The sequence below is a fragment of the Caminibacter pacificus genome (assembly GCF_003752135.1).
Classification (GTDB): Bacteria; Campylobacterota; Campylobacteria; order Campylobacterales; family Nautiliaceae; genus Caminibacter; species Caminibacter pacificus.
Window position 1 is genome coordinate 1 of sequence record NZ_RJVK01000001.1, and the last position, 25,095, is coordinate 25,095.

Below are 25,095 nucleotides of genomic sequence, written 5' to 3' on the forward strand. Positions count from 1 at the left end.
AGAAGGTTAATTGGAGACTAAATAAAATATAGACAGGTTTATCGTTATAGAATTATCAAGAATTTTCTACCTTCTTGGGTAGAAGGTTAATTGGAGACCTTCCTTTACCAAAGAAGCACCTTGAAGATATAACTTTCCTCATTTTCTACCTTCTTGGGTAGAAGGTTAATTGGAGACACTAAAAGTTATAGATAGCATCATTGCCATAGTAAAATAAGATTTTCTACTTTCTTGGGTAGAGGGTTAATTGGAGACGCTACCAGGACTACTGCCATATAAACAGCTGTAACAATCCCCGCAGATTTTCTACCTTCTTGGGTAGAAGGTTAATTGGAGACGGGAAACCAAGTTCTTCTGCCAGGATTTTTCTATATTTGTTTATATTTTCTACTTTCTTTGGTAGGAGCTAAATTGAGATTTGTGATTTACCATTGATGTTTTTTTGTTTTCTATTTTGATTAGTAATTACATTGAAACTAAAAAAACAGTTTTGTATTTTCAAGAATTTCTCCCGTCATTGGAAATGATTGGCTTAGTTGATGAAAGATTTAATTTATTTTTGTGAGTTAAGGAGAAACTTTTTTTAGAGGAATAGATTTTATTTCATTAAGGATAGATTGTCTTGGATTTTTGGGGTCTATGTTTTTTGGGCGGTATTTTTTATCCCAAAGGTTGTGGGCTTTTATCCACTCCTCGCAGCAGTTTAGATTAAGTATGCTGAATGTTTTTAGAGGGTATTTTAGCGCAAGTGCGAAAAGGAATCTATTGGTAACTGTTTTAGGGCATTTTTTTATTTTGATTTCTTTTTTTAATCTGTTGGGAAGGTTTAAGGCCGAGATTACTTTTTCGTGGTTTAGGTGTTTGTAGTAGATGAGGTGATATAAAAAAAAGCTCTCAAGAGGATTGTTTTTATAAAGTTTTGCGAGGTGAAAAAACTCTTTTTTGCTAAATTCTAAATTCAGAAGTTTTTTTGCTATTCCAAGAACTATAAAATAATAAAACCCGTAATAAAGATACTTGCTTTTAAACATTTTTTCAAATTCCATATAAATTCTCTCACGGCTCAAATCGCTTAAGTCTATGCTTTGGCAAAGTTTTATAGTTTCGGGGGCTACTTTGAATTTTAGTCTGCTTGCAAACTGCATAGCTCTAAGTACTCTAAGAGAGTCTTCAACAAAAGTATTATCGTCGATATGTCGGATGATTTTGCTTTGAATATCTTTAATACCTCCCCAAAAATCGAGTATTTCACCCGTGAAGATATTTTTCATTAAAGCGTTCATTGTAAAATCGCGTCTTTTTGAAGCCGTTTTTTCGTCCTGTGTGAGTGATACCTCAAAGCCCCTGTGGCCTTTTGCCACTTTCGTTTCAACTCGGGGCAAGGCGATGTCGAAATTTTTCCATTTATACACAAAAAAGCTTTTGCCAACCCCTTTAGCGCCAAGTTTTGCCATTAACGAATCGAATTTTTCAGGGTCTATGTCATATACTTCTATATCGTACTCTTTTGGTGTAATGCCTAAAATTTCGTCTCTTACGCAACCCCCGACGAAATAGACTCTTTTAGAATAAGGTGCAAAAAATTTTTTTAGAAATTCGATATCTTTTTGCAATTTTTGCCTTATTCGTTAATTTTTTCTTCAAGCCTTGCAAGCAGGTATTCAAGAAAGTTTAAAGTTACGTCAAGTTTGACATCTAAATTTTGAGTGTTCGGAGATTGGAGTCCGTCAAAAAGTACGAGAAGTCTTTCTCTTAGGTGTTTTAAAAATTCTTTGTCGCACTCTTGTTTTTCTTCTTCGATATGTTCGAAGATTTCCTCTTCTTCTATTTCTTGGAGTGTTTCGAGTATTGTTTCTTTGATATCCATTATAACTCACTTAGCCATTTTTCAAAATCATAGCGGTTTTTTTGATTGATATTTTCGAATTCTTTGAGTTTCAAAACGTTCACCCCTTTAAATTTTCTTCTTTTTTCGAGTCTTTTGATTGCCTCGATTAACTCTTTATCTTCAGGGTATTTTTTTAACAGCTTGCGGTAAATATCCAGGGCTTCACTTTTAAAGCCCTGGGATTCGAGTATTTTTGCGTATGTTTTAGTTAGCGGCATGTTCTGCTATCAAGCTTCCCATTTCTGTTGTCGTTACCACTTCTTTTGCGTCGAAACTTGCAAGGTCTTTTGTTCTGTAGCCTTTTGCAAGTACTTGTTTTATTGCGTCTCTGATTTTATCACCCGCGGCTTTTTCACCTAAATAATCAAGCATCATAGCAGCACTTAAAATAGTAGCGATAGGGTTTGCTATACCTTGTCCCGCTATATCCGGAGCACTTCCGTGAATAGGTTCGAAAAGTCCGACTTTTCCTCCGATACTCGCACTCGGAAGAAGACCGATACTTCCTACAATCATACTCGCTTCATCGCTTAAAATATCACCGAAAATATTACCCGTTAGGATAACGTCGAATTGTTTCGGGTTTCTTACAAGCTGCATTGCGGCGTTATCTACGTACATATGTTCAAGTTCTACTTCAGGATAGTTTTTTGCAACTTCTTCTACAACTTCTCTCCAAAGCTCGCTTACTTCAAGTACGTTTGCTTTATCTACAGAAGTTACTTTTTTGTTTCTTCTCATAGCTTCTTCAAAAGCGACTTTTGCGATTCTCTCAATTTCGTCTCTTGTATAAATCATAGTATTGTAAGCTTTGTTGTCGTCTTTGTATCTCGGCTCTCCGAAATAAATACCGCCTGTGAGTTCTCTTACTACCGTTAAATCAACGCCTTTTATTACTTCCGGTTTTAGTGTTGAAGCGTTTACGAGTTCGTCAAAAATTATCGCAGGTCTTATATTTGCAAAAAGTCCTAATGATTTTCTAAGTTTCAAAAGACCGCTTTCAGGTCTTTTTTGTTTTTCTACGTTGTCCCATTTAGGACCTCCGATTGCTCCGAAAAGTACGGCGTCGGAATTTAGACAACCTTTTATAGTTTCGTCCGGACACGGGTTGTCGAATACGTCGATTGCGCTTCCGCCGATAAGATATTCGTTATACTCTAAATTAAACCCTTCTTTGCTTGCAACCGCGTCAAGAACTTTTATAGCTTCATCTACGATTTCGGGACCGATTCCGTCCCCTTTTAGTACCGCGATTTTATAATTTTTCATTGTTTTCCTTTAAAATCTCTTTTGCGTAGTTAATAAGTCCGCCGGCTGCAATCAGCTCTTGCATAAACGGAGGAATAGGAGCGAATTTGTACTCTTTTCCGGTATCGATATTATGAACGATACCTTTATCAAGGTCGATTTTTACCAAATCTCCTTCGTTAATTTCGTCCGCTTCAAGAAGTTCGAAAATAGGAAGTCCCATATTGAAGCTGTTTCTATAAAAAATTCTTGCAAAACTCTTTGCGATTACCGCAGCAACTCCGGCCGCTTTTAGAGCGATAGGAGCGTGTTCTCTACTACTTCCGCTACCGAAGTTTTTACCTGCGACTATAATATCTCCCGGTCTTACTTTTTTAGGAAACTCAGGGTCAGCGTCTTCCATAACGTGTTTTGCGAGTTCGTGAGGGTCGGATGTATTAAGATATCTTGCGGGGATGATCAAATCCGTATCGATATTATCGCCGAATTTCCACACTCTTCCTGTAATAACGTTCATAAATTTCCTTTTTTGGTTTGAATTTTATCAAATTTGGTTTTAAAAATAAACTTGTTATATAATAGCACAAAAGGAGAGGATATGAAAATCAGTAGCTGTTTTGTGAAATCTTTTAGGGATTTGTTTAATGTTGACGTTTTGAAAGTGGTGCTTATTAGCGCGTTGCCGCTTTTTTTGTTGATTTTCGGTTTTTTGTATGCGTTTTGGGACCAGATTATTTCGGTTAGTTCTTTTTTAATCTCATGGGTGCCTTTTAGCGTTTTGAAATTAAACGGAGCGTTTTTTATTCTGTTTTTCGTTTGGTTTATTTTGGTTCTTGTCTCTTTTGCGGTTGTGACGGCGATTTTTTCGCCTATTTTTCTTAATAAGTTAAAAGAGAGAGGTTATTATCTCTATTCGATAATTACGATAGGCTTTTTTTCGCTTCTTTATGCGGTACTTTTGATTAAAAATTGGGATTATGTTTTTGAGGAAGTAAAAAGACTTCTTACTATTCTGCCTTTCGATACGGTTTCAAAAGGTGTTAGTGCTATTGTTGCGGTTTATATTTTTTATAACTTTTTTATTTTAAGTCTGTTTTTTGTGATTTTTATTTTTTCAAAGCCGTTTTTGGAAGCGATAAGAGAGCTTGAATATCCGGAGCTTGAGATAAATGTCGAGGATAAATTTAAGTATAAAAGAGCGATTTTAAAAGATATTTTGATATTTATCGCTCTTTTTGCGGTGCTATTTCCTCTATTTTTCATTCCGGTGATAAATGTAGGCGTTCAGTTGTTTTTGTGGACTAAACTTTATAGGGATTCGTTTTTGTATTTCGTTTGCAACGAATACTGCTCAAAAGATGAGTTTGAAAAATTAAGCTCTCAAAGTTTTAAAACTTCTTTTGTAGCGTTTTTGGCGGCGCTTTTTAATCTGTTGCCTATTATTAACTTTTTCGCTCCGTTTTTTGCCGTGATTATGTTTTTCCATTGTGTTATGGAGCTAAAACTTGCGAATAAAAATATAAGCGTAAAAGAAGAAAACTAACTTTCTTCTTTTTTTCGTTATTACTAATTTCACAAACTTACAAATTCACTATCTCAACATATTCATCCAAAGATTAACCACCCTCAACAAGAGAGCAAATTTCGACCATTACAAAAAAGCTAAAAAGCCCGGACCTTTTCAAGCTTACGTGCTTTTTTTAACGCTTTTTTTTCATTGAAATTCGCAATCGTCTCGGGCTACTTAATTTTACATTTAATCAAATCTTCAATTTCACAAACTCACTATTTCACTATTCCCTAACTACCTCTTCAAATTATTAACAGTTTGAAGCATTTCATCACTTGTCATAATAGCTTTACTTGCCGCGTCATATGCTCTTTGACCGGTAATCAAGTCCGTCATCTCTTCTACAAGCTGTACGTTGCTCATTTCAAGAAAGCCTTGTCTTACTTCTCCTATTCCGTCGGTACCCGGTGTCGCAACTATCGGGTCACCTGAAGCTGAAGTATTGATATAGAGATTGCTACCAAGAGAGTGCAAACCTGCGGGGTTAATGAATTTTGCAAGTTGGATTTGACCGATTTGTTGCATTTGTGTTTGTCCGGCTTCAAGAATACTTACCGTTCCGTCGGTTCCTATAGAAACTTGTACGGTTGTCGGAGGTAGAGTGATTTCTGGGATTAATTTATATCCGTCGCTTGTTACTACGTTGCCGTCGGCATCAAGCTTAAAAGCTCCGTCTCTCGTATAAGCTATACGGCCGTCGGGTAATTGTACTTGAAAAAATCCGTCGCCTTGTATTGCCAAATCGAGATTGTTATTCGTTTGTTTTAGGTTTCCTTGAGTAAAAATTTTAGTAACGGCGGTAGGTCTAACTCCAAGCCCGACATTAATACCCGTAGGTGAAATAGTTGTTGTAGATGTCGCCGTACCGGCGTATTCCATAGTCTGATAAAACAAATCAGCAAATTCCGCTCTTTGTTTTTTATAACCTATCGTATTTACGTTTGAGATGTTATTCGAGACGACATCTATTTGCATTTGTTGAGCCATCATACCTGTGGCTGCCGTATAAAGACTTCTGACCATTTTCATTCCTTTATAGGATTTTTAATTCGTAGCAAATTTCGTTCCGTTTTTTAACTAACATATAAGTTTCACAAACTCACAATTTCACTATTTCACCACTTTTCTCCCATTACGCCCTAACGCTCCCGAGTTTCTCAATAGCGTCTTTTTGCAAGTCGTCCATAAATGTTGTCATGGCTTTTTGATATCTTTCTACAAGCCTGTTTGTTTCTATCAAATCCGTCATTTCACGAATAGGGTTTACGTTTGATTTTTCTAAAAAACCTTGAAGAGTTGAGTTTTTCGTATTTATGCTTTCGCTACCGGGTACGAATTCCCACATTTTATCACCGACTTTTTTTAAAGTTTTAGGGTTGTCTATGCTTACGATTTTTAACGTTGCTATTTTTTGATTGTTTACGTAAACGTTTGCGTCGCTGTCGATTACTAGATTTTTTGCATTAAGAGGGATTTTTATCGGTTCGTTTTTGGTGTTTAGGACTTTAAACCCTTCTTTTGTTACCAAATATCCTTTGTCGTCAAGTTCGAAATTCCCGGCTCTTGTGATTCTTTCGCCGTCTTGGGCCGAAATTATGAAAAAGAGATTTTTTCTTTTTAGTGCGATATCAAGAGGATTTGAGGTTCTTTGCATATCGCCGAGTGAAAAGTTCGTATATTCCTCCACGATTTGAGGTACTTTATTGAGGTTGTGGTTTATCCATTTTGCGGCTTCTTTTGTATTGTTTTCAAGAGGAAGTTCGCTTCTTTTTTCGCTAAAGAGCCTTTCGAAATCGCCGATAATAATATCGTCTTGTTTGAAGCCGGGCGTATTTACGTTGGCTAAGTTGTTTGAAATTACGTTTAATCTGTTGAATTGGGTTACCATTGCACCGGTTACGTCATAGTATCCGTTAATCATTAATTAACCTTTTTTTTGTAGAATAAAGCAAATTGCGTTCCCAAAAAATATTGTATAATTACGTTTCGGGTTAAGAATTTAGAAATTTTTAAATTTTTAACTTCTTCACCCAAACTACACAAGGAGATTTAATGGCACTTCCAAAAGAGCTTGTTAAACTATTCAAAGATAACAAAAACGGTATCGTTACTTATGAAACTATTGTTAATTTTTTCGAAAAAGCCCCTACTAAAAAAGATGTAAAAGAGATTTTAGAACTTGCAAAAGAGAACAACGTAAGACTTATGACCGCCGCTGAGGTGGCGAAACTTAAAAACTTAGAAGACGTAGTAAAAAACGAAGAAGAGAGAGAAAGAAAAAGAGAAGAGCTTGCCGAGGATATTTTAAAAGACAAAGAACTTCTCGAGTGGAGCCGCTCGGATAGTCCCGTTAGGATGTATTTAAGAGAAATGGGTCATATTCCGCTTCTTGATAAAGACGAAGAGATTGAGATTTTCAGAAGAATTCAGCTTGGAGAAGAGATTATTCTTGATGCTATCACTTCAATTCCGTTTTTGATAGACCTTGTACTAAATTACAAAGAACCTTTGTTAAACAGAGAAAGAAGAGTAAAAGAGTTGTTTAAAAACTTCGTAGATGAAGAGGAAGTCGAAGACGAATCAAGCAAAGAAGGCAAAAGAGCGAAAAAAATCTCTCTTAGAGAAAAAAGAATTAACGAGCTTTTCAAAAATCTTGAAAAAGCCAAAAAAGAGTGGGAAAAAGTTATCGACGAGTACGATAGAGTACTAAAAGACACTTCAATGCCCGAAGATGAGAGACTTCATAAAATTTTACAACTGACATTTAAAAAGAAAAAAGTAAAAGACGCACTAAATGAGCTCGGATATACTTCAAAACTTATCAACGAAATCGTAAAAACCGTAGAAACGGCTCTAAAAGGTGATAAGGATTTCGAAAAAGAACTTAAGAAAAAAGAATACAGACTGCCGCTATTTAACGAGCAGTTAAGAAAACTTCATAAAGAGATTTTAAGCAAAATCACTGAGCTTAGCAAAGAAGATATCGCGGCAATGGTACCTGAGCATACTATGGTGAATATTTATATGGATATCAAAAAACTTGTCGAAGCTAAAAAAGCCAGCGAAAATATGTTCGGAATGGACCCTAAAAAGCTTGAAGTGATTTTAGAACAACTAAAACGCGGTAAAAAAATCGTAACCGAAGCAAAAGAGAAAATGGCGCGCGCAAACTTAAGACTTGTCGTTAGTATCGCGAAAAAATATACCAATAGAGGACTTCCGTTTCTTGATTTGATTCAAGAAGGAAATATCGGGCTTATGAAAGCGATTGACAAGTTCGAATTCGAAAAAGGATACAAATTTTCAACTTACGCGACTTGGTGGATTAGACAAGCGATAAGTAGAGCAATTGCAGACCAAGCAAGAACGGTTAGAATTCCTATTCATATGATTGAAAACATCAATCAAATCAATAAAATTATCAGAAAACACGTCCAAGAAGAAGGAAAAGAGCCGACTCTGGAAGTTATCGCAAAAGAGATGAAAATGCCTATAGAAAAAGTAAAACAGATTCTAAAAATCTCAAAAGAGCCGATTTCTCTTGAAGCGCCTGTTGGTGAAGAAGAAGATGGAAAATTCGGAGATTTTATCGAAGATAAAAGCTTTAGTAACCCTTATGAAGAAGTGGTTCAAGAAGATTTGAGAAAACATATCGAAGAGATACTCGAAAATCTAAACGAAAGAGAAAAAGCGGTAATCAAAATGAGATTCGGTCTTATGCCTGATAAGAGCGAAAGAACGCTTGAAGAGATTGGAAAAGCTCTAAATGTAACGCGTGAGAGAGTGAGACAAATCGAAAGCAGCGCTATTAAAAAACTCAGACATCCGAATATCGGAAAACTTCTTAAAAACTATCTTGAGGGGTGATTTTGAAAAAGTGGGAGCTTATCGAAGCGTTTTTGATTCGCTTCATTAAAGAAGAGATTACTAAAACGGGACTGAAAAAAGGGATTTGCGGCTTAAGTGGGGGTATCGATTCGGCCGTTGTGGCCGTTTTGGCTAAAAAAGCTCTTGGTGAAAATTTCAAGGCTTTTATGCTTCCGAGTCAATATTCGAGCAAATCAAGCATTGAGGATGCAAAAGAGCTTTGTGAAAAATTCGATATCGATTACGAAATAATCTCCATAGCTCCTCTTTTGGAAGCTTACCCAATTGATGATAAAGTTAGATTCGGAAATTTTTCGGCTCGTATGAGAATGGCTATTCTTTATGATAAGAGTGCCGAGCTTGGAGCTCTTGTAATCGGTACGAGCAACAAAAGCGAACTTATGCTCGGATACGGAACGCTTTTTGGGGATTTGGCAAGTGCTTTAAATCCGATAGGCGATTTGTATAAAACCGAAATTTTCGAATTTGCCGAGTATCTCGGAGTGCCGGATAGTATAATCAACAAACCTCCGAGTGCCGATTTGTGGCAGGGACAAAGCGATGAAAAAGAGCTCGGGTACGCATACAGCCAAATAGACCCGGTGCTTGAGGATTTCGTAGACAATAGAGCTACAAAAGAAGAGCTTTTGAAAAAGTACGATAAAGATTTGGTCGAATTCGTTATTAAAAAAGTTTATCAAAACCAATTCAAAAGAAAACCGCCTATAATCGCAAAATTAAAAAGCAGAACGGTAGGTCACGACTTTTTGTACGAAAGAGATATTAGGCTTTAAATTGAAATGAAAAATGCAAATGAAAAACAGAATTTATAATTTTTTTGAGGAGATGCTTTTTTATCCTAAATGGTATCATTGGCCGCTGATTATCGCTCTTTTACCTTTTTCTTTTATTTATATGACGATAGCTCATTTTAAATTTCCTAAAAAATTCGAAAATTTAGGCATTCCTATAGTTTCTATAGGGAATATAATAATCGGCGGTAGCGGTAAGACTCCTTTAAGTATCGCAATAGCTAAGCATTTCGAAAAATATAAACCGGCGGTAGTGTTAAGAGGATACGGCAGAAAAAGCAGAGGACTTTATGTGATAAGTCGTGAGGGCGAGATATTGGAGGATGTCGAGGTTAGCGGCGATGAGGCTATGGAGATAGCATTAAAGACAAAAGCATCGGTGATTGTCAGTGAAAATAGAAAAGAGGGAGTTTTAAAGGCAAAAGAGCTTGGTTGCGGGTTTGTTATTTTGGATGACGGATTTGATAAACCTTTTGAAAAGCTCAATATCGTAATAGATACGAAAATAAAAAATCCTTTTACTTTGCCAGCCGGAGGGTATAGATATCCACGACTTGCTCTTAGGTTTGCCGATATGGTTTTGGAAGAGGGTAGGGATTTTAAGAGAAAAATCGATTGTCCTAAAGGGGATATTTTAATATCAGCCATTTCAAAACCGAAAAGACTGCTAAAATATTGCAAAATGCCTTATAAATTTTTTCCGGATCATTACGAATATGAATTTGAAGATATAAAAGAATTCAAAGATAAAAAGATAGTCACAACCTTCAAAGATTACGTAAAACTTAAAAAATTTCCTCTAAACCTACAAGTAATCGACTTGCAAATAGAGCTTAAAAAAGAAGTTTTGGAAAAAATCGAAAATTATTTGATAAAATTACAACAAAAAGGCGATATATGAGTATTAAAGAAGAGTTAAAACAAGATGAAGAATTATTGGTAAAAGTTTTTCAGCTTGAAAAGTTCATAAAAAAATATAAAAAACCGATAATCGCAACACTCGTATTAACAGCGGCAATTTTGTTGGGACTTAGTATTTATAATTACATTCAAACAAAAACCGCAATCGAAGCTAATAACGCACTAAGCGCACTTATGCAAAATCCTAACGATAAAAAAGCTTTGGAAGTTTTAAAAAGCGACAGAAAACTTTACGATTTATATCTGCTTCAAAAAGGTGATTATGAAAAAATAAAAACAAAATCTCTTGAAGAGATAAAAGCGTATGAAATCGCAATGCATAAAGGTACTATCGAAGCTCTTGAATCATATCTTAACAATCCGAAATACAAAATCTTAAAAAATCCCGTAAGAGTGGCGCTTATAAGACTTTATTTGCAAAAAGGAAACAGAAAAAAAGCTCTTGAACTTGCAAATCAAATCGATGTTACTTCAAAATATAAAGAAATCGCAACTTATTTAATCCACTACGGGATTGCAAAATGAGAAAATTTTTAATAATCCCGGCACTTCTTTTTTTGGGGTGTAGCACCAAAGACGTTTTTATCCCTAAAAACACTCAAACCAAAAAATTACAACAACAAACCCAAGCAAAAGAGCTGTATGACTACACTAAAAAAACATTAACTTTCAGAGAGCTTGATTTGGTGTATAAAAAACCAAAATCCTTTATTGACGACGGCGCTTGGGGAGAATACGAATACTATACCAAAGACGGACTGAAGCTTGGAAAATTCAAGCTTATAAACGATGATTTGGCGGCAAACGGTTATAAACTTTTACTTATAAAAGAGAAAAAAGTCATTATTCTTCCATATTTGATTTTAAATGCTACGAAAAACGGAGATAACATCGCAATAGTATTTGAAAATAACGCAATGGGTGTTTATAATTTAAATAAAGGTCTTATTTTTTATCAACCGAGCGACGAGGTTTTGAGTGTGAAGTATCTTGGTGAATCTCCGCTTTTTTATCAAGATTTGGTACTTTTCCCGCTTCTAAACGGAAATGTGGGAATTTATGACCTAAGAGCTCACAAATACTTAAATACTTTGGCAATTAGCGAAGGTGCCGTAAATAATAATATCATTTTTCTAAAAATCGTAAACAATCAGCTGTTTATGGCGACACCGAGCAAATTGGTGCTCTTTAATCCGAACTTTTTAATAGACTATAAAGCCGATATCAAACACATCGTAACTGACGGCAAGTATTTGTATCTATTCTTGGTAAACGGAAAGATAGTCAAACTAAATAGCAACCTAAAAAAAGAAAAAGAAATTAATTTGAAATTCGCCGATTATTTCGCTCCTACGATTTGCAAAGGAGATATTTATACCGTAACGAAAAGAGGGTATCTTTTAAAAATTACTCCTGATTTGAACGTAACGGTTTATACGGGTAATAATTTCGATACGAATTCGCCTTTGAGACTCAAAGGATGTAAAATCTACAACGACGATAAGGTGTATTTTATTGAGTAGATATCTTGAAGCGTTTTTGGAATACCTTTTGGTAAATAAAGGTGTTAGCAAAAATACGTATGAAGCTTATAAGAGAGATTTGATTCAGTTTGAGGAATTTATCGGAAAACCAATCATTCAAGCCGATACGAGCGATGTTATTAGGTTTTTGTCTCAAATAGAAAACAAACGCTCCCTAAATAGAAAATTAAGCTCCATAAACTCCTTTTTCGACTTTGCTTATAAAAGAAATATGGTCGATGAAAAACTAAAAATCAAACAAGCGAAAATTCCAAAATCTCTTCCTAAATTTTTAACAAAAGATGAAATTTTAAAAGCTGTCGATTGGATTAATTATCAGGAAAATAGTTGGTTTGAATTAAGAGATAAGGCTTTGATACTCTTTTTGTATGCAACGGGTCTGAGAATCAGCGAAGCACTTAATGTAAAAATCAGCGATATTGAAGACGGATGGGTAAAAGTGACTATGGCAAAAGGTGAAAAACAAAGAGTCGTGCCGATTGCCGATGTTGCATTAAAAGCGATTGAAGAGTATCTGCACAAAAGACCGTGTATGAGCGAGTGGCTATTTGTAAATAAAAACTGCGACAAACTCAGCAGAATCAGTGCTTTTAAAATAACAAAAAAATACCTAAACGTCTCCCCTCACGTATTAAGACATTCGTTTGCAACGGCACTTGTTTTGGGAGGAGCGGATTTGAGAGTCGTTCAAGAGCTTTTGGGACACGCCTCTTTAAACACTACTCAAATATATACTCATATTCAAAAAGAAAACCTAAAAGATACCGTTTTAAAATATCATCCGTTAGAAGATTTGGAATGAAAGAGTTGGTCGAGCTCTTAAGAAAAGAGGGGATAATCTGTAAAAAATTAGAAGAGATAAAACTAAACACAAGAAAAAAAATAAAAGCCTTTTTGGGTGTGAATATAAAAAACGAATATTGTTTTATCGTGGTTTTTGAAAAAAAGAGCAGATTTTTAACAAAAGATATTCATACGCTTGAAGAGATAATGCCTCAAATAAATTTCAGATATAAAAAGAAAATTTTGATACTCAATTCTCCGATTTGCTCTAAAGCGAAAGAGAAACTGAAAGATTGGAGGATTCTTTGGTTTTAGTGGATATAGGGAATACGAATATTCATATTTGGGAAGAAGGAAAAATATACGATATTAAAAATCCTATCGCTTTTGGAGAAGACGTTTTTTATATAAGTGTTAACGAAAACAAAGAAAAAGAGTTTTTAAAGCTAAACCCGAGTGCTTTAAACCTCAAAAATGTCGTTAATTTCGACACTTCTTACATAGGGCTCGGAATAGATAGGATTATGGCTTGTAAAGCGGTGGATGACGGGCTTGTGGTGGATGCAGGCAGTGCCGTTACGATAGATATAATGCAAAACAAAGTGCATTTGGGCGGAGTGATAATGCCCGGAATTTCTTCTATCAAAAAAGCTTATGCTACAATTTCACCAAAACTTGATATCGAATTTGGGGAGTTGAATTTAAAAAAACTTCCTCAAAACACACAAGAAGCCGTAACTTTCGGCGGTATCGGCGCAGTTGTGCTGATGATTAACAGCCTAAAAAAAGATAAAAAAGTCTATTTGACAGGCGGAGACGGAAAATTTTTAAGTAGGTATATTGACGGAGTATATGTAAAAGATTTGGTGTTTAGAGGAATGCTAAAAACGATAAAAGAAGACCTAAGAGAAGGAAAAAAATGACGATTGCATTACCAAAAGGAAGAATTGCCGAGGATGTTTTGGCTATTTTTAAGAAAATATTTAATGAAGATTTTGAGTTTGAGAGTAGAAAACTTATTTTGAAAAAAGCGGGATTTACTTTTTTAAACGTTAGAAATTGGGATGTGGCTACGTATGTCGAAAAACAAGCCGCCGATATCGGTGTGGTGGGATACGACGTAATTACGGAGCTTAGAAGCGACGTGCTCGAGCTTATGGATTTGGGGCTTGGAAAATGTAGAGTGAGTGTCGGTGGGATAAAAGGCGATGATAGTTATAAAAACAAAAGCGAAATAGTAGTGGCGAGTAAACTTGCGAATATCGCAAAAGATTATTTTAGTAAGCAAGGAATTCCCGCTGAAGTTATAAAGCTAAACGGCTCGATAGAGCTCGCACCGCTTGTAGGGCTTAGCGACGTTATCGTAGATATAGTGGAGACGGGGTCTACTCTTAGAGAAAACGGACTTGAGGAAAAAGAGGTTATTATGCACTCATCAGCAAGAATAATTGCAAATAAAAATTCATTTTTAACCAGGAAAAAAGAGATTTTAAGTTTAATCGAAAAAATAAAGGAAGTTAATGGCGCTTGATTTATACGCTCAAATCGAGGAGCTTTTTTTAGATAAAGAAGCGGCCCATATGCTTTGGGGCGAATTTATAGAAATTTTGAAAAGACTTGATGTGAAAAGCGTTCTTGATGTAGGATGCGGAAGCGGAGATTTTTGTATTTGGGCCAAAAACGAGGGGTTTTTAATAGAAGGTGTCGATTTAAGCAAAGAGCAGGTAAAAAAAGCGAATGAAAAAGGGTGTGATTGCAAAGCTCTTGACGTTTGTGAAGTTACGAAAAAATACGAAGCGGCCGTATCGATTTTCGATGTGGTGAATTATATGGATAAAAACGAGCTTAAGAAGTTTTTTTCTTGCGTGGAAAAGGTAATAGATAAATATTATATTTTCGATATCAACACCAAATATGCAATGGAAGATTTGGCGATAGGTACCTTAAAAGCCGAAGATAAAGATAGATTTTCGGTGCTTTATAGTGAATTTGAAGATGATAAGTTAGTTACCGAGATTACTCTTTTTACTAAAAAAGATGAAAACTGTTATGAAAAAAAACAAAAAAGCATTATTCAATATTATCACTCTATCGAAGAGATTGAAAAACTTACGTCTTTAAAACTTGAAGAGATTATTCCTATTTCTTTATACGGAAGCGAAGAAGCGGAAAAGCTTATTTTAATTTTTAAAAAATGATTATCTCGGTTTGAAATTGTCTTTGCTTATGCAAAATTCAGGTACGAAACATTTTTCGCATTTCGGATTTTTTGCCGTACAGATATAGCGTCCGAAAAGTACGAATCCTTGATGAAGTTCGTTGAGGTCCGTTTTGAAAGCTTCTATAAGGTCTTTTTCGGTCTCTTCGACTGTTTTTGCATCGGTAATTCCTAAACGATGTACCACTCTAAAAACATGGGTATCCACCGCCATTCTGTTTGCGCCTTCAAGCTCTATTAAAAATACGTTTGCGGTTTTGTTTCCGACTCCGGGAAGTTTTATTAAATCTTTGTGCTCTCTTGGAATTTTTCCGCCGTGTTTTTCTTTTACCATTTTTGCCATTGCGACTAAATTTTTTGCTTTGTTATTAAAAAAGTTGCACGATTTAATAAGTTCTTTTACATCTTCTACATCGGCACATGAGAGGCTTTCGATATCGGGATATTTTTTAAATAACGCCGGAGTTACCATATTTACGCGTTTGTCCGTACATTGTGCGCTAAGGATTATGGCTACTAAAAGTTCATAGTCGTTTTTGTAATTAAGCTCCGTTTTACTGCCTTTGTAGTGTTCTAAAAAACGTTTTTTTATCTCTTCCAACTCTTCAGGTTTTCTTAATACCATAAACCGCCTTTTTTTGTATAATTTTAACAAAAAGGTTTTAAGTGAAAAAATATTTAAAACAAGCGGTTCAAAAAGGTATTATAAATGAGTCTCAGGCTCTAAAATTGAATGAATTGATAACTCAAAACTCTCCTTTTAAAATATCGAATTTATTGATATATTTCGGAGGTTTAATCGCTCTTGGTAGCGTTACTTTTTTCATAACGCTCGGGTTTTTGTCTCACGGGTATTTGAACGTTTTGATTTCTGTTTTGATTTTCAGCAGTGTTTTTTATTATGTACTCGAAAAGGTGGATGATAATATCGCAAAAGGAGTTTTGGGGCTTTATATCGTAGGGTTGGTACCGGTATTCGTATATGCTCTTATGGCGTACTTTGGATTTTGGGAAGTTAAAAATTACCCTCATTATTACAAATATATCGATATGAGATATTTGATTTTGGAGATATCCACTATTATCGCTTCATTTTTGATGCTAAAAAAATTAAAACTTTCCATTTTAGTTTTACCTATAGCTTTTAGTCTTTGGTTTATGTCTATGGATATTGTAGATTTATTTTTTGGGAAAATAACATGGGATGAGAGAAGAGCGGTTTCGATAGTTTTCGGATTTTATACGATTATTGCAGCGTACTTTATAGAAAAAAAATATAAAGATTACTCTTTTTGGTTGTATATTTTCGGTGTCGTGATGTTTTGGACGGGGCTTAGTTTGAGTTATGATAGTAGTGAGTTTTCGAAATTTATCTATTTTTTAATCAATTTGATTTTATTGGTTGTGGGAATTAAATTAAAAAGAAAAGTATTTTTGGTTTTCGGAACTTTGGGTGTTATTTTGTATTTAGGACATTTGAGTTATAAATTTAAAGATAGTTTTTCTTTTGTCTATATCGTATCGTTTTTCGGATTGATGTTGGTGCTTTTCGGAATCAAATTTAAGAAATTCGAAGAAAAGATAGAAAGCTTCGGATTTTCTTTTAATAAAAAAATATTTTATCCGCTTTTAGTATTGCCTATCATTTTTTTTGGTACGTATATTTATAAATCTCAGAATAAAACAGCCTCTTTACCTGTTGTAGTTATATGCAAAAATACAAGATATTTTTTGAAAAAAGCCAAAGAGGTTAAAATTGAAAACGATAAAAAAATAAAAAAAGTATTTTATATTTATAAAAATCAGGTTTTTAACTCTCCGGAGGAATTTAAAAGAAAATATTGTAAGTAGCGTTTTTGAGGCTCAAAATGATATAATAACGAATATTTTCACAAAAGGAGACTTATGGCTGGACATAATAAGTGGTCTAAAGTAAAACATATAAAAGCAAAAGAGGACGCTAAAAAATCAAAAATTTTCACTAAACACGTTCGTGCTATTATGACCGCAGCAAGACAAGGCGGAGGAAACCCTGATAACAACCCGGCTTTAAGACTTGCGATAGAAAGAGCAAAAGCCGATTCTATGCCTATGAGTAATATCCAAAGAGCTATCGATAAAGCTACCGGAAATCTTGAAGGCGTGGTACTTAGCGAAGTAACATACGAAGGATACGGTCCGGGCGGTGTTGCTATTATGGTTGAGTGTTTGACGGATAACAAAAACAGAACCGTAGCCGAAATCAGACACGCGTTTAAAAAAGCCGGCGGAAGTTTGGGTACCAGCGGAAGCGTTGCTTGGATGTTCGAGAAAAAAGGTATTATCGTTGTAAATAGAAGTTATAAAGACGAAGAGATTATGGAAAAAGCTATTGAAGCGGGTGCCGATGATATTAAAGAAATGGATGAAGTTTTGGTAATAGAGACGGCACCTGAGGATTTCAATGCAGTACTTGAAGCCGTAAACTCGATTGAGGGAATCGAAATTCTTGAGAGTAACGTTCAATTAACCGCAACAAACTTAAGCGAAGTTGATGACGAAACCGCTGAAAAAGTAGAAAGACTTATAGAAGTTTTGGAAGATATCGACGACGTGCAAAATGTTATCCATAATATGGCATAATTAACATACGATTTATACTGAGTATATACAATTAAAAAAAACAAGGAGATAAAATGAAAAAAATAATTTTAGGAAGTATGATAGCTGCCGGAGCGCTTTTTGCGTTTCCAGGTATGATGGGCGGAGCTATGAAAGGCAACGCCGCACTGACAGGAAAACCTCTGCCTGGACTTAAAGACAGTACTGTTTTAGCCGAACTAAACGGTAAAAAAATTACCGTAAAAGACGTAAACGCTTATCTTCAAGGTATTACGGGAGATAACAGAATCAGACTTCAAGACTTACCTGCTCAACACGTTAAACAATTCGTTCAACAATATGTTGAAATGCTTGAAATTTACAACTCAAAAGCAAAAGACATCACAAAAACACCTCAATATCAAGCAGCAGCTAAAAAACTTGCGGTTGATATGTGGCTGAAAAATCAACTTCAAACAATTAAAATCAGCGATAAAGAAGCAAGAGCGTTTTATGAAAAAAATAAAGACATCTATTTCAAAACTACACCAAAAATCAAAGCGAGACATATCGTAGTAAAAGATGAAAAAACGGCTGAAAAAATTATTAACGAATTAAAAGGTCTTCACGGGAAAGCTTTAGAAGATAAATTTGCTGAACTTGCTAAAAAATATTCTATCGGACCGAGTAAAGTTCAAGGCGGAGAGCTTGGATATTTCGATCCTAAGCAAATGGTACCTGCATTCGCAAAAGCTTGTGAAGAGCTAAAACCTGGACAAATGACACTAAAACCTGTAAAAACGAGATTCGGATACCATGTAATTTTGGTTGAAGATAAAAAAGACAACAATTACTTACCGTACGAACAAGTTAAAATGCAAATTATAGAATACCTAAAAAGAGTTAAACTTAAAGACGAGCTTCAAAAAATCAAAGATTCAAGCAAAGTTAAATATACGATTCCAAAATCATAAGGAGGGTGAAAATGGGGATTATGGATTTAGTAAAACCTGGAGTTTTAACCGGAAGTGAAGCGGCAAAAGTACTTGATTACGCAAAAGAGCACGGGTTCGCTCTTCCTGCAATCAATATCGTAGGTACGAATTCTGCAAATGCAGTTATGGAAGCTGCGAGTTCTTTGAATCTTCCGGTTATTATTCAATTTAGTAACGGAGGAGCTCACTTTTGGGCCGGAAAAGGTCTTGATAACGAAGGACAAAAAGCAGCTATTTTAGGTGCTATTGCGGGGGCTAAACATATTCATACATTGGCTGAAGCGTATGGAATTCCTGTAATTCTTCATACAGACCACGCAGCAAGAAAACTTTTGCCGTGGATTGACGGACTAATTGAAGCAAACGCAAAACATAAAGAAAAATACGGAAGACCTCTATTTAGCTCTCATATGCTCGATTTAAGCGAAGAGCCTTTGGAGCAAAACGTACAAACTTGTAAAGAGTATCTGAAAAAACTAAGCGCACTTGATATTATGCTTGAAATCGAGCTTGGTGTAACAGGTGGTGAGGAAGACGGAGTTGACAATACGGGAATTGACAACTCAAAACTCTACACTCAACCTGAAGACGTTGCGTATGCATATAAAGAGCTTAGTGAAGTAAGTGACTTATTTATGATTGCGGCATCATTCGGTAACGTGCACGGCGTTTATAAACCGGGGAAAGTAAAACTTGAGCCGATTATTCTTAAAAACTCACAAGAATACGTAAGAGAAAAATTCGGACTAAAAGATGAAAAACCTATCAGATTCGTATTCCACGGAGGAAGCGGTAGCGAACTTAGCAAAATCCACGAAGCTATCGATTACGGTGTTGTAAAAATGAATATCGATACGGATACTCAGTGGGCGTTTTGGAGCGGCGTAAAATCATATATCGAAAAATATCACGATTATCTACAAAGCCAAATCGGTAACCCTGAGGGCGAAGATAAACCTAACAAAAAATATTACGACCCGAGAAAATGGCTAAGAGAAGGCGAAAAATCAATGAAAGAAAGGGTAATTCAGGCTTACAAAGACCTAAGAGCTATTTAATGCTCTCCTCTCCCATTACCCCTTTTATCTTCAAAAATAACTTCTATCATATTAAAAGAGACGATTTATTAAAACCTTTTGAAGGAAATAAAGCAAGAAAGTTTTATTATTTTTATAAAAACGAATTTCCTAACATAAAAAGAGTTATATCATTTGGTTCGAATCAATCGAATGCCATGTATTCTTTGAGTAAGCTTTGTAAATTAAAAGGTTGGGAATTTATATATTTTACGAATCATATTCCTTCATTACTAAAAAACAATCCTCACGGAAATTATTTAGGCGCTTTAAAAAACGGCGCGAAAATAATAGAAATCGATTTAAAAGGTGATGAGCTGAGACATTACGTATTAAGTTTAAAAGATAAAAATTGCCTGATAATAGAAGAGGGCGGCAGAATCAAAGAGTCCGAATACGGAATAAAATTATTAGCTCAAGAAATTAACGATTATTGTAAAAAAAATGATTTAAAGGTTTTTTTACCAAGCGGGACGGGAACTACCGCATATTTTTTGGCAAAACATCTGGAAGTTGAAGTTTTAACGGTTGCGTGTGTAGGGAATGAGGAGTATTTGAAAAGGCAATGGAGCTATTTAAGCGATAATCAAGAAATAAAAAATTTAACAATTTTACCACCGAGGAGAAAATATCATTTCGGTAAACTTTATAAAAACTTATATGATATATGGAAAGAACTAAAATTTGCGGGTATTGAATTTGATTTGTTATATGACCCGATAGGTTGGGATACAATACTTTTTCACGACTTAAAAAACATACTCTATATCCATCAAGGCGGACTTCAAGGTAACTTTTCAATGCTTAAGCGTTATCAAAGAAAATATGATTAAGTAAATATTAATATGTGTAATTTTGAAGCATGATTCATAAATTTTTCTTATATTAATTGTAAATGAATATTCATTTTGATATCATTTTAATATTAAGCAAAAGGAGAATAAAATGGGAGGATTAGTCACTCTTAATATCGTCTTGCCATGGATAATTGCGTTAATTATCTATTTGGCAAAAAAAGACGTCGTAACGAACACTCTTACTTTTTTAACGTTGCCAATCTTAATCGTAACTGCGTATTTTGCCTATATTCAGCCACATCCGGCATTTATAGAGACGCCAAGCTGGGTGGATATGTTAATTACGCTTTATGATTTCGGATTGCTTGCATACTTCTTTTATCAAGGGGTTGTAAGAAAAAATCACTTAATTACTATTTTGGCTACCATTCAAATCGTTTTTTTAGTGATTGTTATATTAATGATGCCTCATTCATCTACACCGAATATCTATGTAGACAACATTACGCTAATGTTTTATTTAATCGTAGCGATTGTCGGTGTACCGATTGCGATTTTCGCTACTAAATATATGGATTATTCGGAAAAAGGAAAACACTCTTTTGTAGCGATTGTGATTTGGTTTTTGGGAGTTATGAATTTTGCCGTTAGTGTAAACAATATCGAATGGTTTTTTGCACTTTTTGAAACTACCACTCTTGCAAGTTATATTATGATCGGATTTAGAGGAGACAAAGAAGCGATAAACAACTCAAACCTCGCTCTTTGGATGAACCAAATCGGCGGTATTGCGATTTTGGTGGCTTTGATGATTTTTATTAAAGTAAACGGAGTTTATCACTTTACCGACCTTTTAAAACATCCTAATATCATATCAATGGCGGCTTTAGGATTTTTATCTCTATCCGCACTTGTAAAGGGAGCTCAAATGCCGTTTCATAAATGGCTTTTGGGTGCAATGGTCGCTCCGACTCCTGTTAGTGCGATTTTGCATTCGGCTACAATGGTAAAAATCGCTCCGTATTTGATATTGAGAATCGCTCCCGTGATTAAAGGGACTCTTCTTGCCAAACTTTTAATTATTACCACCGGTTATGTATTTGTAGTTGCCGCAGTTATCGCATTAACACAAGACAATTTCAAAAAAATCCTTGCATATTCGACTATTTCTCTTTTAGGTCTTATGATGTTGGCCGCAGCAGTCGGTACTCCTATTGCGATTACCGCAAGTTTGGTGCTTATTATCTTCCATGCGTTCGCAAAAGGATTTTTATTTGTCGAAGCAGGAGTTTTGGAAAAAGCTTTTCATGTTAAATATATTAATCAAATGAGAAGACTTATCGAAAAAGCGCCTTTAACATTAATGTTTATATTCTTCGGATTTTTAAATATGACGTTTGTGCCTTTCGGTACTTTTATCGGTAAATGGATGATGATTGAGGAAGTTAGCAACTTCTTACAACACGGAAGCTATATTATTTTGATTCTTTATGTCGGTGCCGGAAGTGCGTTTTTGAGTATTTTGTATATGAAAGTACTTGGTATAAGCGTTAGAAAAGCACATGGAATTAGAGAAGTTAAATGGGTGAAACTTCCTAAAACGTTCAATTTCGTATCCGTTTGGTATTATGCTTGGTTGCTTGCAATTACGGTATTTATTGCGCCTTTTATTGCGGATTTTATAGTTCCTATAGCAACAACTATAGCCGGGAAAACACCTGATATCAGTGCAAGCGGGCTGACTCTTCATATGTATCACTCAACACTTTATTTCTGGCAAATTTTAGGTGCTTTGGTGCTTTTATTGTTAATTCACGCATTGCCGTATTTCGTAAGATTTAAAGCCGATACGGTACATCCTTATAACTGTGGTGAAGCGTTTCCAAGACATATGGAAACTTGGAATTTCGAATGTTTATCAAGATATGAAGGTTATTTTATAGCGTTCAGTGTGGCGCTGTTTATTATGGTTGTAGTTCTTGGAGGAGGTCTGTTATGATAAGTGCGATATTAACTATTTTGGCTCCGGTTTTCGGAGGTATTGTGTATGGGATTGAGAGAATAGTAAAAGCGAGAATGCAAAGAAGAGTCGGACCGCCTCTTCTTCAGCCTTTTTATGACTTTTTTAAATTAATGGATAAAAGACCGCTTATGATACATTCTCTTCATGCATTAATGGGAATTATGTATTTTGTTGCCGAGTGGTTTGCTTTGGCGGTACTTTTACTTGGAAACGATCTTTTAATTGCGGTATTTTTCCACGTTATAGCGGTACTTGCTTTAGTAATCGGTGCGAGCAGTGTAAGAAGCCCTTATTCGGTACTCGGTGCTTTAAGAGAGCTTATGCATATGATAAGTTACGAGCCTTTGATGGTATTGATGGTCGTTTCTTTTTATTTGGTTGTGGGAAGTTTTGATATCAGAGATATTTTGAGTTATCAAGGGTATCCTATTTTAGAAATTCCTCTTGTATTTGTGGCGTTTTTATTAACTATACCTATGATGCTTCAAAAATCTCCTTTTGATATAGCAGAAGCGCACCAAGAAATTATCGGCGGTCCCGAAATAGAATACAGCGGACCTTTTTATGAAGCTTTATATACCGGAAAATGGATAGAGTACATTTATGTATTTACTTTTGTCTTTTTATTCGGCGGGAATCATTATTGGCTTGGTGCTCTTTTGGTGGTCGGAGTGTTTATTTTAATAAACCTAATCGACAACTCCACGGCAAGACTTGATTTTAGAAAAATGGTGAAATTCGCATGGGGAATTTTAATTCCTATGGCTGCATTAAACGTTATTTTGTTAGCTTTATGGCAATAAGGAGAAGTTATGGGAATTTTTAGCAAATTCAGAAAAAAATCGCCTTGGATTTTACACTACAACACGGGCGGATGTAACGGATGCGATATCGAGATTTTATCAGCTCTTGCGCCAAGATACGATATTGAGAGATTCGGGATGTTAAACAGAGGAAATCCTAAACAAGCCGATATTTTGCTTGTAACGGGACCCGTGACGAAAAATTGTAAAGACGTTTTAAGAAGACTCTATCTTGAAATGGCTGAGCCTAAAGTCGTTGTGGCAATGGGCGCTTGCGCTCACGGCGGCGGAATTTTTAGGGATTTTTATCATGTCGAAAACGGAGTAAATAGCATTATTCCGGTAGATGTTTGGATTCCGGGTTGTGCTCCGAGGGTTGAAGCGTTAATAGACGAAATGGTGGAAGCGATAGAGATTTGGCAGAAAAAATCTAAAGAAAAAGAGTATCTAAAAGACCACGAAAACGTAATTAATAAATTAGGAGTCGAAGATGATGATTAATCCGCAAATGACGATTGAAGAAGTTACCCTTGAAGAGATTGTCGATAAAATAAGAGATTTTTATGATGAAAACGTGTGGAATTATATCACCGTAAACGCTACGGACCTTGGAGATAAGCTTCAAATAGATTGGCTGTTTTCAAAATATAAAGAAAAAAACGTAATTCATATTTTTAGAGTTTTTTGTGATTACGACGCAAAAATACCTTCTATTGTCGAGGTGATTCCGAGTGCGTGGCTTAGCGAATGGGAGCTTGCGGACCTTTTCGGACTTGATGTCGAAAATGCGGCTACCGGAGTTTTTATTGCGCCGGACGGACCTAAAGCTCCACTTAGAGCATCTACTGAGTTTGGTAAATCAAGGAGTTAATGATGGGAAAAATAGTAGTACCTTTCGGGTCGCAACACGTAGCGCTGCCTGAGCCTATAAGTTTTTTATTTGATACCGAAAACGAAATAATTACAAAAGTCGAAGCTCATATCGGATATGTTCACAGAGGTATAGAAAAAGCCGCAATTACGAGATTTGAGTATACTCAGCTTCCGTATTTAACTGCGAGAGTTTGCGGGCTTTGTTCCATTACTCACGCCGGTGCCGTGGTACACGGAATCGAAAAACTTATGGATATAGAAGTAAATAAAAGAATCGATTATTTAAGAATGCTTGTAGTCGAGCTTGATAGAATTCACTCTCATATGCTTGCAAACGGACACGTAGCCGAAGTAGTGGGTTATGAAAACCTGTTTATGCAAACGTTTAGAGCCAGAGAAGACGTAATGGACGTACTTGAGAGAATTACGGGAAATAGAGTTCAATACGATTATCAAACTATAGGCGGAGTGGCAAGAGATATCGACCTTGAGACGGCGGAATTTGCAAAGAAAAAGCTAAAAAAACTAAAAGATAACGTTTTAAAAGTAATGGAATTTCACGATAGCGATTATACTTTCGGGCTTAAAACAAAAGGTGTAGGCGTAATAAGTAAAGAAATGGCGGCGAAATACAATACGGCCGGACCTATCGCCAGAGCCAGCGGACTTGAAACGGATGTGAGAGCGGAATTCGACTATCTGCCGTTTGAAGAAGTCGGATACAAAATGCAATTAAGACATGAGGGTGATGTTTGGGCGAGAAATATGGTGAGATTCGATGAAGTGTTAAATTCAATCGAAATGTGTGAGAATATTTTGGATAATTTGCCTGAGGGAGAACATCAAGTAAAAGTAAAAGGAAGACCAAAAGGCGAAACGGTAGTAAGAGTCGAAGCCCCAAGGGGAGAGTGTTTTTATTATCTTAAAGCCAGCGGTAAAAAGGTAATGGATAGGGTAAGAATCAGAGTACCGACATACGCAAATATTCCTATTTTAAAAGAACTTTTCTTAGGAGCAAAATATTCGGACGCTCAGGCGATTGTGCTTAGTTTTGACCCGTGCATGAGCTGTACGGCGAGATAGGGAGAAAGTGAATT

The 25,095-nt window shown here is 35.6% G+C and carries 29 protein-coding genes; 21 read left to right on the plus strand and 8 right to left on the minus strand.

Annotation, left to right across the window (positions count from 1 at the left end):
• Positions 1–566: 566 nt before the first annotated feature.
• From EDC58_RS00005 to leuD, 5 genes are read right to left on the minus strand one after another with little or no spacing between them, the layout of a single operon-like run.
• Complete coding sequence (locus EDC58_RS00005) at positions 567–1,613, minus strand: tRNA nucleotidyltransferase/poly(A) polymerase-related protein (protein ID WP_123351447.1); 1,047 nt, start codon at positions 1,611–1,613, stop codon at positions 567–569.
• Between the two features lie 8 nt (positions 1,614–1,621).
• The gene (locus tag EDC58_RS00010; protein ID WP_123351448.1) at positions 1,622–1,867 is read right to left on the minus strand and encodes a CiaD-like domain-containing protein; all 246 of its coding nucleotides are present in this window, start codon (positions 1,865–1,867) and stop codon (positions 1,622–1,624) included.
• The gene (locus EDC58_RS00015; protein ID WP_123351449.1) at positions 1,867–2,106 is read right to left on the minus strand and encodes a tetratricopeptide repeat protein; all 240 of its coding nucleotides are present in this window, start codon (positions 2,104–2,106) and stop codon (positions 1,867–1,869) included. The genes EDC58_RS00010 and EDC58_RS00015 overlap by 1 nt, the downstream gene beginning before the upstream one ends.
• Positions 2,093–3,157 carry a 3-isopropylmalate dehydrogenase gene (leuB, locus tag EDC58_RS00020; protein WP_123351450.1) on the minus strand — a complete coding sequence of 355 codons (1,065 nt, stop codon included), beginning with the start codon at positions 3,155–3,157 and terminating at the stop codon, positions 2,093–2,095. Before leuB ends, EDC58_RS00015 begins: the two co-directional genes overlap by 14 nt.
• Positions 3,144–3,653 carry a 3-isopropylmalate dehydratase small subunit gene (gene leuD, locus EDC58_RS00025; RefSeq protein WP_123351451.1) on the minus strand — a complete coding sequence of 170 codons (510 nt, stop codon included), beginning with the start codon at positions 3,651–3,653 and terminating at the stop codon, positions 3,144–3,146. The genes leuB and leuD overlap by 14 nt, the downstream gene beginning before the upstream one ends.
• 81 nt (positions 3,654–3,734) lie before the next feature.
• On the opposite strand from leuD, the gene EDC58_RS00030 reads away from it, so the two are divergent.
• On the plus strand, positions 3,735–4,679 hold the full coding sequence (locus tag EDC58_RS00030; protein ID WP_123351452.1) for an EI24 domain-containing protein: 945 nt from the start codon (positions 3,735–3,737) through the stop codon (positions 4,677–4,679).
• Positions 4,680–4,940: 261 nt separating this feature from the next.
• Here EDC58_RS00030 and flgG read toward each other — a convergent pair whose 3' ends face one another.
• Entirely contained in the window at positions 4,941–5,729 is a 789-nt protein-coding gene (gene flgG, locus EDC58_RS00035) for a flagellar basal-body rod protein FlgG (protein ID WP_123351453.1), read from the minus strand.
• 109 nt (positions 5,730–5,838) lie between these two features.
• Positions 5,839–6,627, minus strand: a complete 789-nt coding sequence (locus tag EDC58_RS00040; RefSeq protein ID WP_123351454.1) for a flagellar hook-basal body protein — start codon at positions 6,625–6,627, stop codon at positions 5,839–5,841.
• Positions 6,628–6,758: 131 nt separating this feature from the next.
• Between EDC58_RS00040 and rpoD the strand changes: the two genes are divergently transcribed.
• From rpoD to EDC58_RS00090, 10 genes are read left to right on the plus strand one after another with little or no spacing between them, the layout of a single operon-like run.
• Positions 6,759–8,573 (plus strand): RNA polymerase sigma factor RpoD, encoded by a 1,815-nt coding sequence (gene rpoD / locus EDC58_RS00045; RefSeq protein WP_123351455.1) that lies wholly within the window; start codon positions 6,759–6,761, stop codon positions 8,571–8,573.
• Positions 8,574–8,575: 2 nt separating this feature from the next.
• Positions 8,576–9,367 (plus strand): NAD+ synthase, encoded by a 792-nt coding sequence (locus EDC58_RS00050; protein ID WP_123351456.1) that lies wholly within the window; start codon positions 8,576–8,578, stop codon positions 9,365–9,367.
• A gap of 19 nt (positions 9,368–9,386) precedes the next feature.
• Positions 9,387–10,286, plus strand: a complete 900-nt coding sequence (locus tag EDC58_RS00055; protein ID WP_123352142.1) for a tetraacyldisaccharide 4'-kinase — start codon at positions 9,387–9,389, stop codon at positions 10,284–10,286.
• Entirely contained in the window at positions 10,283–10,831 is a 549-nt protein-coding gene (locus EDC58_RS00060) for a tetratricopeptide repeat protein (RefSeq protein ID WP_123351457.1), read from the plus strand. The genes EDC58_RS00055 and EDC58_RS00060 overlap by 4 nt, the downstream gene beginning before the upstream one ends.
• On the plus strand, positions 10,828–11,829 hold the full coding sequence (locus tag EDC58_RS00065; protein WP_123351458.1) for a hypothetical protein: 1,002 nt from the start codon (positions 10,828–10,830) through the stop codon (positions 11,827–11,829). The genes EDC58_RS00060 and EDC58_RS00065 overlap by 4 nt, the downstream gene beginning before the upstream one ends.
• Entirely contained in the window at positions 11,822–12,652 is an 831-nt protein-coding gene (locus EDC58_RS00070) for a tyrosine-type recombinase/integrase (RefSeq protein WP_123351459.1), read from the plus strand. Before EDC58_RS00065 ends, EDC58_RS00070 begins: the two co-directional genes overlap by 8 nt.
• A complete protein-coding gene (locus tag EDC58_RS00075; protein ID WP_123351460.1) occupies positions 12,649–12,948 on the plus strand; it encodes a hypothetical protein in 300 nt (99 codons plus the stop codon). The genes EDC58_RS00070 and EDC58_RS00075 overlap by 4 nt, the downstream gene beginning before the upstream one ends.
• Complete coding sequence (locus EDC58_RS00080) at positions 12,948–13,556, plus strand: type III pantothenate kinase (protein WP_235823164.1); 609 nt, start codon at positions 12,948–12,950, stop codon at positions 13,554–13,556. The genes EDC58_RS00075 and EDC58_RS00080 overlap by 1 nt, the downstream gene beginning before the upstream one ends.
• Complete coding sequence (gene hisG / locus EDC58_RS00085) at positions 13,553–14,164, plus strand: ATP phosphoribosyltransferase (RefSeq protein WP_123351462.1); 612 nt, start codon at positions 13,553–13,555, stop codon at positions 14,162–14,164. The genes EDC58_RS00080 and hisG overlap by 4 nt, the downstream gene beginning before the upstream one ends.
• The gene (locus tag EDC58_RS00090; protein WP_123351463.1) at positions 14,154–14,831 is read left to right on the plus strand and encodes an SAM-dependent methyltransferase; all 678 of its coding nucleotides are present in this window, start codon (positions 14,154–14,156) and stop codon (positions 14,829–14,831) included. The genes hisG and EDC58_RS00090 overlap by 11 nt, the downstream gene beginning before the upstream one ends.
• Here the strand turns inward: EDC58_RS00090 and nth are convergent, their stop codons facing one another.
• Positions 14,832–15,476, minus strand: coding sequence for an endonuclease III (gene nth, locus EDC58_RS00095; protein ID WP_123351464.1), 645 nt, complete (start codon positions 15,474–15,476; stop codon positions 14,832–14,834).
• A gap of 41 nt (positions 15,477–15,517) precedes the next feature.
• Between nth and EDC58_RS00100 the strand changes: the two genes are divergently transcribed.
• The 10 genes from EDC58_RS00100 to EDC58_RS00145 all read left to right on the plus strand — a co-directional run bounded on the left by EDC58_RS00100 (position 15,518) and on the right by EDC58_RS00145 (position 25,081).
• Positions 15,518–16,702 carry a hypothetical protein gene (locus tag EDC58_RS00100; protein ID WP_123351465.1) on the plus strand — a complete coding sequence of 395 codons (1,185 nt, stop codon included), beginning with the start codon at positions 15,518–15,520 and terminating at the stop codon, positions 16,700–16,702.
• 54 nt (positions 16,703–16,756) lie between these two features.
• The gene (locus EDC58_RS00105) at positions 16,757–17,473 is read left to right on the plus strand and encodes a YebC/PmpR family DNA-binding transcriptional regulator (RefSeq protein ID WP_123351466.1); all 717 of its coding nucleotides are present in this window, start codon (positions 16,757–16,759) and stop codon (positions 17,471–17,473) included.
• Positions 17,474–17,526: 53 nt separating this feature from the next.
• A complete protein-coding gene (locus EDC58_RS10370) occupies positions 17,527–18,405 on the plus strand; it encodes a peptidylprolyl isomerase (protein ID WP_123351467.1) in 879 nt (292 codons plus the stop codon).
• An 11-nt stretch (positions 18,406–18,416) separates the two neighbouring features.
• Positions 18,417–19,484 carry a class II fructose-bisphosphate aldolase gene (gene fbaA, locus EDC58_RS00115; protein WP_123351468.1) on the plus strand — a complete coding sequence of 356 codons (1,068 nt, stop codon included), beginning with the start codon at positions 18,417–18,419 and terminating at the stop codon, positions 19,482–19,484.
• Entirely contained in the window at positions 19,484–20,335 is an 852-nt protein-coding gene (locus tag EDC58_RS00120; protein WP_123351469.1) for a 1-aminocyclopropane-1-carboxylate deaminase/D-cysteine desulfhydrase, read from the plus strand. Before fbaA ends, EDC58_RS00120 begins: the two co-directional genes overlap by 1 nt.
• A gap of 112 nt (positions 20,336–20,447) precedes the next feature.
• Positions 20,448–22,298, plus strand: a complete 1,851-nt coding sequence (locus EDC58_RS00125; protein ID WP_123351470.1) for a proton-conducting transporter transmembrane domain-containing protein — start codon at positions 20,448–20,450, stop codon at positions 22,296–22,298.
• Positions 22,295–23,125 carry a complex I subunit 1 family protein gene (locus EDC58_RS00130; protein WP_123351471.1) on the plus strand — a complete coding sequence of 277 codons (831 nt, stop codon included), beginning with the start codon at positions 22,295–22,297 and terminating at the stop codon, positions 23,123–23,125. The genes EDC58_RS00125 and EDC58_RS00130 overlap by 4 nt, the downstream gene beginning before the upstream one ends.
• Before the next feature lie 9 nt (positions 23,126–23,134).
• Positions 23,135–23,626: an NADH-quinone oxidoreductase subunit B family protein gene (locus EDC58_RS00135; protein ID WP_123351472.1), complete on the plus strand. Its 492-nt coding sequence runs from the start codon at positions 23,135–23,137 to the stop codon at positions 23,624–23,626.
• Complete coding sequence (locus EDC58_RS00140; protein WP_123351473.1) at positions 23,616–23,996, plus strand: NADH-quinone oxidoreductase subunit C; 381 nt, start codon at positions 23,616–23,618, stop codon at positions 23,994–23,996. The genes EDC58_RS00135 and EDC58_RS00140 overlap by 11 nt, the downstream gene beginning before the upstream one ends.
• A gap of 2 nt (positions 23,997–23,998) precedes the next feature.
• Positions 23,999–25,081 carry a hydrogenase large subunit gene (locus EDC58_RS00145; RefSeq protein ID WP_123351474.1) on the plus strand — a complete coding sequence of 361 codons (1,083 nt, stop codon included), beginning with the start codon at positions 23,999–24,001 and terminating at the stop codon, positions 25,079–25,081.
• Positions 25,082–25,095 lie beyond the last annotated feature (14 nt).

Bases quoted from the DNA above. Each gene is read 5' to 3' on its own strand.
- EDC58_RS00120 (WP_123351469.1), top strand. From the start codon at position 19,484: ATGCTCTCCTCTCCCATTACCCCTTTTATCTTCAAAAATAACTTCTAT.
- EDC58_RS00055 (WP_123352142.1), top strand. From the start codon at position 9,387: ATGAAAAACAGAATTTATAATTTTTTTGAGGAGATGCTTTTTTATCCT.
- EDC58_RS00010 (WP_123351448.1), bottom strand. From the start codon at position 1,867: ATGGATATCAAAGAAACAATACTCGAAACACTCCAAGAAATAGAAGAA.
- EDC58_RS00135 (WP_123351472.1), top strand. From the start codon at position 23,135: ATGGGAATTTTTAGCAAATTCAGAAAAAAATCGCCTTGGATTTTACAC.
- EDC58_RS00015 (WP_123351449.1), bottom strand. From the start codon at position 2,106: ATGCCGCTAACTAAAACATACGCAAAAATACTCGAATCCCAGGGCTTT.
- EDC58_RS00130 (WP_123351471.1), top strand. From the start codon at position 22,295: ATGATAAGTGCGATATTAACTATTTTGGCTCCGGTTTTCGGAGGTATT.
- EDC58_RS00090 (WP_123351463.1), top strand. From the start codon at position 14,154: ATGGCGCTTGATTTATACGCTCAAATCGAGGAGCTTTTTTTAGATAAA.
- fbaA (WP_123351468.1), top strand. From the start codon at position 18,417: ATGGGGATTATGGATTTAGTAAAACCTGGAGTTTTAACCGGAAGTGAA.
- EDC58_RS00030 (WP_123351452.1), top strand. From the start codon at position 3,735: ATGAAAATCAGTAGCTGTTTTGTGAAATCTTTTAGGGATTTGTTTAAT.
- EDC58_RS00040 (WP_123351454.1), bottom strand. From the start codon at position 6,627: ATGATTAACGGATACTATGACGTAACCGGTGCAATGGTAACCCAATTC.
- nth (WP_123351464.1), bottom strand. From the start codon at position 15,476: ATGGTATTAAGAAAACCTGAAGAGTTGGAAGAGATAAAAAAACGTTTT.
- leuB (WP_123351450.1), bottom strand. From the start codon at position 3,157: ATGAAAAATTATAAAATCGCGGTACTAAAAGGGGACGGAATCGGTCCC.
- EDC58_RS00065 (WP_123351458.1), top strand. From the start codon at position 10,828: ATGAGAAAATTTTTAATAATCCCGGCACTTCTTTTTTTGGGGTGTAGC.
- leuD (WP_123351451.1), bottom strand. From the start codon at position 3,653: ATGAACGTTATTACAGGAAGAGTGTGGAAATTCGGCGATAATATCGAT.
- EDC58_RS00075 (WP_123351460.1), top strand. From the start codon at position 12,649: ATGAAAGAGTTGGTCGAGCTCTTAAGAAAAGAGGGGATAATCTGTAAA.
- EDC58_RS00145 (WP_123351474.1), top strand. From the start codon at position 23,999: ATGGGAAAAATAGTAGTACCTTTCGGGTCGCAACACGTAGCGCTGCCT.
- EDC58_RS00105 (WP_123351466.1), top strand. From the start codon at position 16,757: ATGGCTGGACATAATAAGTGGTCTAAAGTAAAACATATAAAAGCAAAA.
- flgG (WP_123351453.1), bottom strand. From the start codon at position 5,729: ATGGTCAGAAGTCTTTATACGGCAGCCACAGGTATGATGGCTCAACAA.
- EDC58_RS00060 (WP_123351457.1), top strand. From the start codon at position 10,283: ATGAGTATTAAAGAAGAGTTAAAACAAGATGAAGAATTATTGGTAAAA.
- EDC58_RS00140 (WP_123351473.1), top strand. From the start codon at position 23,616: ATGATGATTAATCCGCAAATGACGATTGAAGAAGTTACCCTTGAAGAG.
- hisG (WP_123351462.1), top strand. From the start codon at position 13,553: ATGACGATTGCATTACCAAAAGGAAGAATTGCCGAGGATGTTTTGGCT.
- EDC58_RS10370 (WP_123351467.1), top strand. From the start codon at position 17,527: ATGAAAAAAATAATTTTAGGAAGTATGATAGCTGCCGGAGCGCTTTTT.
- EDC58_RS00125 (WP_123351470.1), top strand. From the start codon at position 20,448: ATGGGAGGATTAGTCACTCTTAATATCGTCTTGCCATGGATAATTGCG.
- rpoD (WP_123351455.1), top strand. From the start codon at position 6,759: ATGGCACTTCCAAAAGAGCTTGTTAAACTATTCAAAGATAACAAAAAC.